Below are 12533 nucleotides of genomic sequence, written 5' to 3'. Positions count from 1 at the left end.
GAGGACGGTCACGGATACCTCAGAAGGTCCCATCTTGCGCCACGGGAACCTGCCCGTCAAGTCAGAAGCGGAACTTGGCGCCCAGGGCGATGATGGTGGCCCCCACCTTGTAGCTGCCGGTGAGGCCGCCCCGGAAGAAGTTGGGATCGCTCTGGGAGACGCCGGACACCTGGCCCAGGGGGACCTGCTGCCCGAAGATCTGGGTGGCGCCGAAGTCCACGGTGGTCATTTTCGAGACCGTCCAGGACACGCCGGCCGAGACCCACTTCCGGTCCGCGTCGGGGATGCGGGGGGTGCGGTGGGCGTTGTCCACCGGGGAGCGGTCGTAGGCCAGCCCGAAGCGGAAGGCCCATTCGGGCGAGATCCTGCACAGGGTGCCCACGGACACGAACCAGGAATCCTTCCAGCTCTCGTCCACGGCGGAATCGGGCTGGCCGGAGGCGAACTTCACCCGCAGCTCCTTGAAGTCCGACCACCCGGTCCAGGCCGCCTCGCCCTGGAGGCTGAAGGTGGGCGTCACCTGCCAGGTGAAGCCCGCGGAGGCCGTGGCGGGCAGGTTCACGTCCGCGGCCCCGCCGCCGTTGACGAAGGTGGTGTTGAAGGGGGCGGGGACGGTGTCGTAGGTGATGTTGCCCTTCACCTTCAGGGTGGTCTTGCCCTGGTAGCCCACCCCGAAGCGCAGGTCCGTGGACGGCTGGTAGGTGAAGCCGGCCTTGTAGCCGTAGGCCCAGCAGTCGCCCTTGAGGGTGGCGACCCGATCGGCGCTCCCGGGCGTGAAGCCGGGAACCCCCAGGGCGTTGCCGATGGCCCCGAAGTCCACCGCGTTGCTGAGGGTGGCGTCGGCCTTGCGGGCCACGAAGGCCACGCCGAAGGTCCAGGCGTCGTTGGCCCGGAAGGCCACGCTGGGGGCGATGTCGTAGGTCTTGAGGTCGGTGCGCAGGCCGTGGTACCGGCCGATGAAGTCGTCGGGGTAGTTGGTCACCAGCCCGAAGGGGACGTTCACCGACAGGCCCAGGTGGACCTTGTCGTTGGGGGCCCAGTGGGCGTAGATGCCGGGGAGGATGGGCTGGCTGGTGGCGTTGGGCAGGTCCGGGGGCCCGGAAATGGGCCGGGAGGACGGCTGGAACACCGGCGAGCGGGAGCCCGCGGCGCCGGAGAGATCCATGTGGATGCCGATCCAGGACCCGCTCAGGGAGACTTCCCCCCCCTGGAAGAGCGGCAGGACCGCCGGGTTCCAGAAGAGGGACGAGATGTCCGGGGCGCCCGCGCTGGCGCCGGCGAAGGCGTTTCCCAGGCCGGAGGCGCTCTGCTCCCGGAGCATGAAGCCCGAGGCCGAGGCGGTGGAGGCCATGGCGAGGAAGAGGGTCAGGGAGGAAAGGACGCGCTTGGTCATGGGAAGGGGACTCCGGGTTCGCATGGGGGGATCGGATCAGTGGCCGAGGATGGTCCAGATGGCCGGCACCTGGACATCCGCGGAAATCCCCTGGACCAGGCCCGCGGCGGTCTGGGTGGGATCCAGCGCGATGGAGGTCCCGGTCACGCCCAGGAAGAAGAGCATCTGCTTCTGCATGAGGGCCGCGTTGGCGGGGTGGGTGGGATCCAGCAGCCCGCCGTGGCCGATGCCGGCCTGGTCGAACTGGAAGTACCCCTCGACGGGGGTGGTGTCCGTGGGGAGCTGGGCCGCGGGCTGGGTCTTGGGCGCGGGGGCGGTCCCGTTGAGGGTGTAGAGGAAGGTCGAGGGGATCCGGTCCGCGGTGCCGTAGCCCAGTTGGAAGAAGCCCGGGGCCACGGCGGCCGCGGCCGGCGTGCCCAGCACGGCCCGGCCCCCCAGGGCGTTGCCCAGGTAGCGGGTGAAGGGATTGGTGATCACCAGGTCGCCGTCGGTTGGGTTGCCGCCGGCGTCGAAGGTGGCGGAGGTGGCCTCCTGGATGAGGACCCGCCCGGAAAGCCGGCTGGGCAATCCCGCCGCCAGGGGGGTGGTCATGGTGGCCGGATCGGCGGTGTCCACCACGGTCTGGGTGGCCTGGAAGAAGGCGTTGTAGGTGACGCTCCCCTTGGCGATGCCCGCCTGGGCCAGGCCCGCGTCCACGGTGGCGCCGAAGGCCGGACTGGCCTGGATGAGGTAGGCGGTGCGCGCCCCGGGGACGCTGAGGAAGCCCTTCATGTCGCCCGCGAGGGTGGCCTGGGTGTAGGGGGCGGGGGCGGTGGTGGAGAGGGTGGTGTTGCCGGCCAGGTAGTAGGCCCCCACGATGGAGCCCAGGCTGATGCCCGCGAATTTCGCCTTGGTCGTGGCCGGGGCCTTGGCGCCCAGGACGTCGAAGCCGTGGGTGGCCAGGACCAGCTCCAGGCGGTGCAGGTCGAAGGCGGCCTGCTGGATGTTGGACCGGGTGGCCAGCGGCGCGCCCACGGCCATGAAGGCCTGGCCCCATCCGGCCTGCTTCTGGGCCTTCACCGCGGCGCTGTCGCCGGCGGCGATGGCCAGGGCGGGGGGCGCCAGGGCGCCATGGAGCGGGAGGTCCACGGCCAGGGCCGCGAAGCCGCCGCCCGTGAGCGTCTGGGCGAGACCCACGACGGTCTCCTTCTGGCTGGTGATGCCGTGCTGGTACAGGACCACCGGGTACCCGCCGGCGGGGGCGGCGGCGTCGGGGGCGATGTAGATGAAGGGGATGTCGGCGGCCACGTGGTAGTAGCCGGTGAGCGCGCCCCCGGCGCCCCGGAAGGGCTGCACGACGCCCGAGGCCGGGTTGAAGGCGCCGGTCACGGCGCCCAGGTCCATGGAAGCGGCGTTGGCCCGGGCCAGCACGGGGTCGATGTTGAGGAAGGCGGTCTTGAGGGTGCCCAGGACGACGGTCCCGAGGGTGGCGGGCACGGAGCTGGCCGGAGCGCCCGTGGCGCCCTGCCAGAAGGCCCCCACGTCCAGGAGGGGATTGGCGTTGCCCTTGGTGAAGGTGGCGGTGACGGTGACCGAGTTGTCCCAGGTCTTGCCGGGAAGTCCGCCCAGGGCCGCGCCGGCGGCGAAGGCCCGCAGGGCGGACTCCACCGGGATCAGCGTCGAGGGGCTGGCGGGGTTGGGGGCGATGAAGCCCGCGCCCGAGGTGATGAAGCGGCCCATGAGGGCGATGTCGCCCCGGGAGGTGATGGTGGTCGTCCCGGCGGCGGCGATGAGGTCGTCCATGACCTTGGCGTAGCCCGACAGGAGGATCGCGGGCCCCGAGGTCACGTTGGCCCGGATGGGCTCCAGGGCCGCGGTGGCGCCCGTCAGGGGCGCCGTGGACTTGAGGTAGTTGAAATAGACGGAGGGGATGACGGCGCCGCCCGTGGCGGCGTCCTTCACGCGGCTGGTGACCACGTAGAGGTAGCGGGTGCCTGGCGTCAGGGGGAAGGACGGGAAGAGCCAAAGGTCCGTTCCGCCCGCGGGGTACTTGAACGTGAACATGCCCGTGACGTCCGTGAAGCCCAGCGCATTGTTCTCCGTGCCCCCCGCGTCCGGGGTGAGCTGGAAGACCTTGATATTGGCCGCCGTCACCGTGGAGGCCTGCAGGGGGTACGAGAAGTGGAGGTAGATGGGCGCGTTGACCCCCGCCACCGCGTTGGTGCCGCCCACCTCGTACTTGTTGATGTAGGCCATGGCCTTGGCGGGATCCATGGACGTGCCCGCCGTGAGCGTGGCCAAGGGGTCCGCCGCCGCCGCCGTGGCCAGGATATTGGGCAGGGGCACGTCACCCGTGGAGGGATCGAAAGCCGCCGCGTTGGTGCTCACGTCCGGAGCCGGGTTCGGCACCGGTTCCTGGCGGGAGGAACAGCCCGCCAGGGCCAGGAGGAACGCACAGATCATCGATGTTCGAAGGAGGGAATTCATTCTTCACCTCGGGAGGCGGGTTGATGGATTGGGTCCCGAGCGTAAACGGCTTCCGGGGTCCGTTCCACAAAAAAATCCCGAAAATCGGCTTGTTTTTCAAGGCGATAAGACGATGCATTGGTCGTTTTAATCTCGCCTCCGCGATTCAAATTGATATCTGGTAGAATCCCTGCCCAATGAATCCGCCCTTGACGCCTTTGAGCCGAGAACCGTTCGACACGTTCCTGGAGGGGGGGATGTCGGTGTTCCTCTCCCGGAGCCAGGCCGTGGACCTGGTTCGTGACTGGATCGGGTCCTTGCGCAAGCCGGACGGGGACCGTACGCTTCCCCCCGGAACCGCACAACCCGGCCCATCCGGTTCGAGGGGGGCGCCATGAACGTGGAACTTGTCGAGCAGGAAGCGGAACTCCTGAAGCTCCTCCTGGTGAAGGAGCTGGAGGAGACGCGGGTGGAGATCCACCACGCCCGGAACATGGACTTCAAGCTGGGCCTCGAGGTCCGCGAAGCGAACCTCAAGACCCTCCTGACCCGGTTCCAGCCCGTGGGCCTGGCGAAGTAATCGTCCGTGTCCCGGACGATTACTTGGCCGGGATCCTAGGGTTCCACCTGCGTCATGCGGGTGGTATGGCCCTTGACGCCGTCGCTCCACACCAGGTCGAGGGACCGGGCCGTGGTGCGGAAGGTCTGCTGGCCGCCCTGGAGGATGGCGATGACCTCCCCGGTGCCGCCGTCCCGGACCATCACGGCGGGCCGGGTGGAGGCGTCCCAGGTCAGGGCCACCTCGGCGTCCGAGATGCGGCGCAGAGAAGGTTCCGCCGCGGCGGCCACGGACGGGACGCCGGTGGCCACCACCTTGCCGTCCCGCAGGACCCGGAGGTCGGCCAGGGCGTCCAGGTCGGCCGAGGCCACGGGCAGGGCCACGAAGAAGTGCCGTTCGTGGGGACCCGGGTCGCAGCCCGCTTCCTCCGTGGCCAGGGGGGTGGTCAGGACCACCTTCCCGGCGGCGTCCCGGCCCTCCAGCCGCAGATCCCCTTGGGCAACCGCGGTGGACGGCACCGCCCGGGTGCGGAATCCGGGGAGCAGTTCGACCGTGCCGTCCTTGTGCACGATGCCGCGGGCGATCAGGCATTCCTGCGCCACATCGCCGGCGGCGGCCACCAGGGCGCCGGTGGCGGTGCGGGTCGCGAGGACCTTCTTGTAGTTGTAGTCGCTCACCCAGACCGGGCTGCAGTAGCTCATGACGTCCACCACCGTGGTGGGGGATTCCAGGACGTTCTTGACGCTGTCGTAGCCCCAGACGCCGATCAGGGCATTGGAGTACGGGTAGCTGGTGTCGTAGGTGGTGACCCCACAGGGGGCGTGGGAAAGCCCCAGGTTGTGCCCCACCTCGTGGGCGAAGACTTCGGGATAGAGTCCGCCGTCGGCGTATCCGGAAGCCTTGTCCCACCCGATGGCCGTGCGCGCGGAGTAGTCGGAGGTGACCCCGGCGACGTACCCCAGCCCGGCCGTGCCGCTGGCATACGGGGTCGTCACGGCCCCGTAGTAGTACCGGTCCGTGGCGCCGTCCGCCTGGTGTTTGGTGCGGAGGTCGCTCAGGAGGCGGCTCCAGGTGGTGTCATCGGTGGAGCTGAGGGTGGCCACCGAACTGGTGAAGGGGCTCCCCACCTGGACGTCCACGTCGGCGACCGGCCACATCTTCGCGAACCGGGCCACCCAGGTGCTCTTGTTGGTCTCGGTGACGCTGGCGGTGCCGCTGGTGAGCACCACGGGGAAGATCGTGGTGCGGAAGGTGGGCACCGTGTTGAGGGCCAAGGCGACCTGGGAGGTGTTGTTGGTGGTGTCCCCCTCGGGCACGAGCCCAGCGGGGTCGACGGTGGCCTGGATCCCGAAGCCGCTGCCGGTGGGGGAGGTCAGGTCCGAGCCGGGGATGGCCAGGTTCCAGCTGGAGGCCAGGGCGCCCTCGCTCAGGGCCAGGGGGGTGCTGGTGCCCGGAGCGGGGATGGTCTTGGGATACCCGGCGACGGCGGTTCCGTTGTTCGTGAGGGTGACCCGCACCGAGGGCGCCGCGGAATTGGCCTGGTTGGCCACCACGAAGACCCGGACGAGGCCGTTCTTGCCCGCGATGATGGGCACCGTGTTGCCGGGGGTCTGGGTGCTCTGGGTGAATTCGATCGCCGCCACGGACAGGTCCAGGGTGGGGCCGGGGGGGTAGACCACGATGGTCAGGGCCGCGGAGGAGGTGCCGCCCGAATTGGAGGCAGTGACGGTGTAGGTCGCCCGGGCCGCGGTGGCGCTGGGGGTTCCGCTGATGACGCCGGTGACCGGGTCCAGGCCGATTCCGGCCGGCAGGGCCGGATTGACCGAGTAGGAGGCCACGGTGCCTCCGGTGACCGAAGGCGTGTTGGGCGTGATGGGGGTGCCCACCGCATAGTAGGCGTTGGTCACGGCGTAGGTCAGGCCCTGGGGCGGCGGATCCACCACGGAAAGGGTGAGGGTGGCCTGGGAGCTGCCGGCGGGGTTGGAGCCCGTGACGACATAGGCGGCCGGGGCGGTCACGGTCCTCGGGGTTCCCGTGATGACGCCGGTGGCGGGATCCAGGGCCAGGCCCGCGGGAAGGGGCGGAGTGACGGCGTAGGCCGTGGGCGCGCCCCCGCTGAAGGACGGCCTGTTGGGCGCTATGGCGATCCCCAGGGGATAGGCCGCCGAGGTAACCGTGTAGGTGAGGCCGGCGGGGGCCACTTCCGCAACGGCCAGGGTGAGGGTGGTCGTCACGGAGCCGGCATCGTTGGAAGCCGTCACGACATAGGAGGCCGCCGGAGTGACGGTTGATGGCGTGCCGGAGATCACGCCCGTGGCGGGGTTGAGGGTCAGGCCCGCGGGAAGGGCCGGCTGGACCGCGTAGGCATTGGGCGTGCCGCCGGTGGTGACCGGGGCGTTGGCGGCTATGGCGGCGCCCCGGGGATAGGTGGCCGACGGGGTGGTGTACGCCAGGCTCGCGGGCGCGGCGTCGTTGACCGTGATGACGAGGTCGGCGGTGGTGCCGCCCGCGGAATTGGAGGCCGTGACCGTGTAGGTGGCCCTGGGGGTGACGGCCTTGGGGGTTCCGCTCACCGCCCCGGTGGTGGCGTCCAGGTTCAGGCCCGCCGGCAGGGTGGGCGCGACGCTGTATCGGGTGGGGGCCCCTCCCGTGGAGGAGGGCAGGTCGCTGGTGATGGCCAGCCCGACGGTGAAGACCGCCGGATTGGTGGCGTAGGCGAGGCCGGCGGGGCTCTTGACGGGCGGAGTGGACGTCCCGCCTCCGCCGCCGCAACCGGGGTGAAGAAGGACAACGCCGGCCAGGAACAGGCCGGTCCAAGGGAAACGTCGCATTGGGCCCCCGCGGCAGAGATCGCCAATCCAGTATAGGAATTCCAGGGTGCCATTTCCCATATTAATTGTTTATTGATCAGCCGCCAGGGAAAACCGGGCCATTGACCTCCGTCAAGGCGGCCCCCCCGGCGCCGCCCGATAGTGGGATCCAGGACGGGAAACATGAGCGAACTCATCAACAACCAGGAATTGCGAATCAAGACCCTCAAGGAGGTCATCCTCCACCTCCACGCGGGCGAGGCCCCCGAGGCGGTGCGGGAACGGCTCAAGGGGATCGTTTCCGAGGTGGACGCCAACGAGATCGCGGCCATGGAGCAGCAGCTCATGGCCGAAGGGCTCTCCCCGGAGCAGGTGCGGAGCATGTGCGACCTCCACGCCGACGTGCTCAAGGACGTCATGGCCAAGCCCAGCGCCCCTCCGGCCCTACTGCCCGGGCACCCCGTGGACACCTTCCAGCGGGAGAACCGCGCCCTGGAGCAGGCCGCGGACCTGGCCCGGCGGCGCGCCGCGGCCTGCGCGGCCCTGCCCGATTCCGGGACCCCGGCCGCGGAGCGCCTGGCCCTCCTGGAGGCCCTGGCCCCCCTCATGGACGTGGAGAAGCACTACAGCCGCAAGGAGCACCTCGTCTTCACCATCCTGGAGCGCCACGGCAACACCGGCCCTTCCAAGGTGATGTGGGGCAAGGACGACGAGGTGAGGGCCCAGCTCAAGGGGGCCATGGCGGGCCTGCGGGAGGAGACCCTCTGCGGGGCCGAGCTCAAGATCCTGGCCGCGTCCGCCGTGGCGCCGGCCCTGGATGCCCTGGAATCCATGATCTACAAGGAGGAGAAGATCCTCTTCCCCATGGCCCTGCACCTGTTCACCGAGGAGGAATGGGGGGAGGTGTTCAGCCAGAGCCAGGCCTACGGATGGTGCCTGGTGGCCCCGGCCGAAGGGTGGCGGCCCCCCGAGTCCACCCTGCCCCAGGACCCGCTCCACCTGCCCGCGGCCAAGGCCGTCCAGTTCCCCAGCGGCACCCTTTCCTTCGAGCAGCTGCTGGGCATCTTCAACGCCCTGCCCGTGGACCTCACCTTCGTGGATGCCCAGGACCGGGTGGGCTTCTTCAGCGAGGGCCCCGAACGGATCTTCGCCCGCAGCCGGGCCATCATCGGCCGGGACGTGCAGAACTGTCATCCGCCCAAGAGCATGGCCATCGTGGAGAAAATCCTCGCCGACTTCCGGGAGGGCCGCCAGAGCGTGGCGGAATTCTGGATCCAGATGGGCGGGAAGTTCGTCCACATCCGCTACTTCGCCGTGCGCAACGAGGCCGGCGAGTACCTGGGGACCCTGGAGGTCACCCAGGAGCTGAGCCGGCTCCGCGCCCTGAGCGGGGAGCGCAGGCTCCTCCAGTACGACGAGACCGTGGAGGCCCTATGACCCTTCCCCCCTGGTTCGATCCCGCCCAGGTGATCCTTTCCGTGGATGTCACCGCGATGCTGGCCAAGGGGGTCCACCCCCTCCAGGCCGTGCGGGACACCCTCGACGCCTGCGCCCCCGGGTCCATCGTGGAGCTCCGGAGCACCTTCGAGCCCGCGCCCCTCCTGGAGGTCTTCCGCGGACTGGGCATGGAGGTGTGGTGCGAGGGGGGGCCCGGGGCCTTCCACACCTGCATCCGGAAATCAGGCTAGGATCATCCACGGAGGCTGGGCGGCATGAAGGTCATGGGCATCGTCGGGTGGAGCGGCAGCGGCAAGACCAGCCTCCTGGTGCAGGTGCTGCCCCTCCTGCGGGCCCGGGGCCTCAGGGTCTCCACCATGAAGCACGCCCACCACCGCTTCGACGTGGACCGCCCCGGCAAGGACTCCTTCCAGCACCGGGAGGCCGGCGCCTCCGAGGTGCTGGTGGTGACCTCCAGCCGCTGGGTGCTCATGCACGAATCCCGCGAGGAGCCCGAACCCTCCATCGAATCCCTGATCCAGCGCATGACCCCCGTGGACCTCCTGCTCATCGAGGGCTTCAAGACCCATCCCCACCCCAAGCTGGAGATCCACCGGAAGTCCGAGGGCCGGCCCCTGCTCTGCCCCGGGGACCCGGACATCGTCGCCGTGGCCACGGACCAGCCCCTCCCGGACCTGGCCCTGCCCCAGCTGGACCTGAACGACCCCGCGGCCATCGCGGATTTCATCCTGGCCCACACGGGCCTCGCCTGAAGCGAAGGAACCCCATGCAAAACTTCACCTTCTGCAATCCCACGAAGATCCTCTTCGGCAAGGGCCGCATCCAGGACCTCGCCAAGGAGATCCCCGCGGGCCAGCGCGTGCTCGTCACCTACGGCGGCGGCAGCGCCCTGGCCAACGGCACCCTCGGGGAGGTGCGGGAGGCCCTGCGGCACGCCGTGGTGACCGAATTCGGCGGCATCGAGCCCAATCCCAGCTACGAGACCCTCTGCAAGGCGGTGAAGCTGGCCCGGGAGACCGGGGCGGAATTCCTCCTGGCGGTGGGCGGGGGGTCCGTCATGGACGGCACCAAGTTCATCGCCGCCGCCGTGCCCTTCACCGGGGAGGACCCCTGGGACCTGGTCACCCGCAAGGCCCCCGTGAAGGCGGCCCTGCCCTTCGGCACGGTGCTGACCATGCCCGCCACCGGGTCCGAAATGAACAGCGGCGCCGTCATCACGCGCCGCTCCATCGGGGCCAAGCTGCCCTTCGGAAGCCCCCTGCTCTTCCCGCGCTTCTCCGTGCTGGACCCCGAGAAGACCTACTCCCTGCCCCCGCGCCAGATCGGCAACGGCATCGTGGACGCCTTCGTGCACACCGTGGAGCAGTACCTCACCTATCCCGCCGATGCCCCCATGCAGGACGAATTCTCCGAGGGCATCCTGCGCACGCTGATCCGCGTCGGCCCCAGGACCCTCGCGGAACCGGAGAACTACGAGGCCCGGGCCGCCTTCGTGTGGGCCGCCACCCTGGCCCTCAACGGCCTCATCGGCGCGGGCGTGCCCCAGGACTGGGCCACCCACATGATCGGCCACGAGCTCACGGCCCTCCACGGCCTGGACCACGCCCAGAGCCTGGCCGTGGTGCTGCCGGCGATGCTGGAGGAGCGATTCGAGGCCAAGAAGGCCAAGCTCGTCCAATACGCCGACCGCGTCTGGGGCCTGGAATCCCCCGCCGAAGCCATCGAAGCCACGCGCACCTTCTTCGAGAGCCTGGGCGTGAAAACCCGCCTCAAGGACTACGGCGTCAGCCCCGACGCCATCCCGGCCCTGCTGGAGGCCCTGAAAACCCACGGCATGACCGCCCTCGGGGAGCGCAGGGACGTCACCCTGGAGGTGTCGCGCCGCGTCCTGGAAAGGGCGCTCTAAGCGCACGTGCCCAGGCCTTTCGGCCGTCTTCGATGGGCATCGGAACTCCATCCCGTTCATCCTTTACATCCTGTTCATCCCGGTTGAGCAGGGCCGGCGAAGGCATGAGTCGGCGCAGTCGTCACCCGCGGGCGCCGACCCATCCACGCCTTGGCCCTGCGTAACAGGGATGAACGCCGATCTCGGGGATGAAGGAGATCGGAATAGGCCGGCGATTTGAAATGTCGATTTACAACCGGCGCGCAGGGGCGAAAACTGGGAATGGAGGCGTCCATGACGAGCCACCCCGCCATCACGATTTCCCGCAGCCTCGGCAGCGGCGGCACGGAAGTGGGCTTCCTGGTGGCGCGGCGCCTGGGGTGGCACTTCTGCGACCGGCGGATCCTCCGCCTCGCCGCGGGGGCCATGGGGCACTCCGTGGCCAGCCTCGCCCACCAGGAGGACCATCCCTGCGGATTCAAGGACTGGCTCATGACGATCTTCGCCCTGGGTTCGCCGGAGGCGCCATTCACCCTGCTGAAGGAGGTGCCCATCTACAGCCGGGATCTCTTCGACGTGCAGCGGGCGGTGATGCAGCGCATGGTGGAACACGCCCCCTCGGTGATCGTGGGGCGGGGCGGCTTCATCGCCCTGAAGGACCGGCCGGACGCCCTCCACGTGAGCCTCCACGCGGACCTGGAATTCCGCATCGAATCCCTGATGCGGCGCCACAAGGTCGCTGACCGGCGCGCGGCCCTGGCGGCCATCGAGGACTCCGACCGGGGCCGGGCCGGCTTCATCCGGGCCATATCCGGCGCGGACTGGCGGGATCCCCGGCACTTCGACCTGGTGCTGGACCCCTCGGCCCTGGGCCCCGAGGCCTGCGTGGAGGCCATCGTGAAGGAGGCCGGCCTGCGCTTCGGCCTGGGCCGGGAGGCCTGATCACTCCCGCCGCTGTTCCAGCATGTGGAACAGCTTGGCCTTGGCCAGGGCGTCCTCGCCGCGGTTCACCAGCAGGCCCACCTGGTGGGCCACCTCCTCGATGAGGTTGCGCTCCTCCTGCAGGAAGGGGCCCTCGTCGAAGGCGGGCATCTCCCGCAGGTAATGCACCCGCACGGCGCCGCGGAGCTTTCCCGCCACCACCAGGCCCGCCTCCTGGCGCCAGGGGGTCTCCTGGAAGCCCGGGGTGTCGAAGCACCTGCCATTGAGGAGGATGCGCGCGCAGGTGAGCTCGGGGTACTGCCAGGCGGGTGGCAGGAGCTCCACGATGGCCTGCATCTGGTCGTCCAGGGTGCCGCCGTCCCGCTGGGAAACCTGGGCGATGCCGTACAGGCAGTCCAGCTCCTTGACCCGTTCCCGCAGGGCCCACTGGGCGGCCTGGAAGGCCACCGCCACGCCCAGGGTCTCCCCCACGCCCTCGAAGAATTGCACATCGTTCCGAGTGAAGTGGTCCGCCTTGCGGCTCCCCAGGTGCAGCACGCCCCGGATGCGCTCGTCCACGGGCACGGGCACGAAGGCCAGGGAACGGTAGTCCCCCCCGATGACCACGGAATGCGCCTGGGCGTCGTGGCGGCCGTTCTCCCGTAGAAGCACCGGGCGGGAGGAATCGCTGGTCCAGAAGCTCCCGGCCCGGGTGGAGAAGGGGGAGGCGGCCAGGAACTGCCCCCGCAGCACCGAGGCCAGGATCTGGTCCGGGAGCTGGGCAGGGTCCCCCGCATCGAGGCCGGAATAGAAGCGCAGGCCCCCCTCCCCCGCCTCCGCCCGGCAGCGGTACCGTTTGCCGCCCTCCTCCAGGCACACTTCCAGCACATCGCAGGCCAGGAACTCCAGGATCGAGCCCGTGGCCATCTGGAGGAACTCCAGGCGCAGGAAGCCCTGGTTGGCCATGGAGAAGAGCCGGTGGAGCAGGTCCCGGAACCGGAAGTGGGGCGCGCCCCCCCAGGTGAGGAGCGGATTGCCGTCGTGGGTGGACTCGATCATGCC

10 protein-coding genes are annotated in these 12533 nt (G+C 69.7%); 6 read left to right on the top strand and 4 right to left on the bottom strand.

Going from position 1 to position 12533, the window contains the following annotated elements:
• Positions 1-61: 61 nt before the first annotated feature.
• Positions 62-1393 carry an OmpP1/FadL family transporter gene (locus tag R2J76_RS04540; protein ID WP_316414616.1) on the bottom strand — a complete coding sequence of 444 codons (1332 nt, stop codon included), beginning with the start codon at positions 1391-1393 and terminating at the stop codon, positions 62-64.
• A 36-nt stretch (positions 1394-1429) separates the two neighbouring features.
• On the bottom strand, positions 1430-3835 hold the full coding sequence (locus R2J76_RS04535) for an Ig-like domain-containing protein (protein ID WP_316414615.1): 2406 nt from the start codon (positions 3833-3835) through the stop codon (positions 1430-1432).
• A gap of 397 nt (positions 3836-4232) precedes the next feature.
• On the opposite strand from R2J76_RS04535, the gene R2J76_RS04530 reads away from it, so the two are divergent.
• The gene (locus R2J76_RS04530; RefSeq protein WP_316414614.1) at positions 4233-4418 is read left to right on the top strand and encodes a hypothetical protein; all 186 of its coding nucleotides are present in this window, start codon (positions 4233-4235) and stop codon (positions 4416-4418) included.
• 35 nt (positions 4419-4453) lie between these two features.
• On the opposite strand, the gene R2J76_RS04525 is transcribed toward R2J76_RS04530, so the two are convergent.
• The gene (locus R2J76_RS04525; RefSeq protein ID WP_316414613.1) at positions 4454-7228 is read right to left on the bottom strand and encodes a putative Ig domain-containing protein; all 2775 of its coding nucleotides are present in this window, start codon (positions 7226-7228) and stop codon (positions 4454-4456) included.
• A gap of 162 nt (positions 7229-7390) precedes the next feature.
• Here R2J76_RS04525 and R2J76_RS04520 point away from each other — a divergent pair, with 162 nt between their 5' ends.
• The 5 genes from R2J76_RS04520 (at position 7391) to R2J76_RS04500 (ending at position 11492) form a co-directional block, all read left to right on the top strand.
• On the top strand, positions 7391-8644 hold the full coding sequence (locus R2J76_RS04520) for a DUF438 domain-containing protein (RefSeq protein ID WP_316414612.1): 1254 nt from the start codon (positions 7391-7393) through the stop codon (positions 8642-8644).
• A complete protein-coding gene (locus R2J76_RS04515) occupies positions 8641-8895 on the top strand; it encodes a sulfurtransferase TusA family protein (RefSeq protein ID WP_316414611.1) in 255 nt (84 codons plus the stop codon). The genes R2J76_RS04520 and R2J76_RS04515 overlap by 4 nt, the downstream gene beginning before the upstream one ends.
• Positions 8896-8919: 24 nt before the next feature.
• Positions 8920-9417, top strand: a complete 498-nt coding sequence (gene mobB / locus R2J76_RS04510; RefSeq protein WP_316414610.1) for a molybdopterin-guanine dinucleotide biosynthesis protein B — start codon at positions 8920-8922, stop codon at positions 9415-9417.
• A gap of 14 nt (positions 9418-9431) precedes the next feature.
• Entirely contained in the window at positions 9432-10571 is a 1140-nt protein-coding gene (locus tag R2J76_RS04505) for an iron-containing alcohol dehydrogenase (RefSeq protein WP_316414609.1), read from the top strand.
• Positions 10572-10844: 273 nt separating this feature from the next.
• Positions 10845-11492, top strand: coding sequence for a cytidylate kinase-like family protein (locus R2J76_RS04500; protein ID WP_316414608.1), 648 nt, complete (start codon positions 10845-10847; stop codon positions 11490-11492).
• Here the strand turns inward: R2J76_RS04500 and R2J76_RS04495 are convergent, their stop codons facing one another.
• Positions 11493-12530 carry a GAF domain-containing protein gene (locus R2J76_RS04495; RefSeq protein ID WP_316414607.1) on the bottom strand — a complete coding sequence of 346 codons (1038 nt, stop codon included), beginning with the start codon at positions 12528-12530 and terminating at the stop codon, positions 11493-11495.
• Positions 12531-12533 lie beyond the last annotated feature (3 nt).

It is taken from the genome of Mesoterricola silvestris (assembly GCF_030295405.1).
Lineage (GTDB): Bacteria > Acidobacteriota > Holophagae > Holophagales > Holophagaceae > Mesoterricola > Mesoterricola silvestris.
Note: the sequence above shows the minus strand (reverse complement) of the source record. Positions and strands in the feature narration are given on the sequence as shown.

What these genes read in the sequence shown, in the direction of transcription:
- mobB (WP_316414610.1), top strand. Translation starts at nt 8,920, where the DNA reads ATGAAGGTCATGGGCATCGTCGGGTGGAGCGGCAGCGGCAAGACCAGC.
- R2J76_RS04520 (WP_316414612.1), top strand. Translation starts at nt 7,391, where the DNA reads ATGAGCGAACTCATCAACAACCAGGAATTGCGAATCAAGACCCTCAAG.
- R2J76_RS04525 (WP_316414613.1), bottom strand. Translation starts at nt 7,228, where the DNA reads ATGCGACGTTTCCCTTGGACCGGCCTGTTCCTGGCCGGCGTTGTCCTT.
- R2J76_RS04500 (WP_316414608.1), top strand. Translation starts at nt 10,845, where the DNA reads ATGACGAGCCACCCCGCCATCACGATTTCCCGCAGCCTCGGCAGCGGC.
- R2J76_RS04540 (WP_316414616.1), bottom strand. Translation starts at nt 1,393, where the DNA reads ATGACCAAGCGCGTCCTTTCCTCCCTGACCCTCTTCCTCGCCATGGCC.
- R2J76_RS04535 (WP_316414615.1), bottom strand. Translation starts at nt 3,835, where the DNA reads ATGATCTGTGCGTTCCTCCTGGCCCTGGCGGGCTGTTCCTCCCGCCAG.
- R2J76_RS04530 (WP_316414614.1), top strand. Translation starts at nt 4,233, where the DNA reads ATGAACGTGGAACTTGTCGAGCAGGAAGCGGAACTCCTGAAGCTCCTC.
- R2J76_RS04515 (WP_316414611.1), top strand. Translation starts at nt 8,641, where the DNA reads ATGACCCTTCCCCCCTGGTTCGATCCCGCCCAGGTGATCCTTTCCGTG.
- R2J76_RS04505 (WP_316414609.1), top strand. Translation starts at nt 9,432, where the DNA reads ATGCAAAACTTCACCTTCTGCAATCCCACGAAGATCCTCTTCGGCAAG.
- R2J76_RS04495 (WP_316414607.1), bottom strand. Translation starts at nt 12,530, where the DNA reads ATGATCGAGTCCACCCACGACGGCAATCCGCTCCTCACCTGGGGGGGC.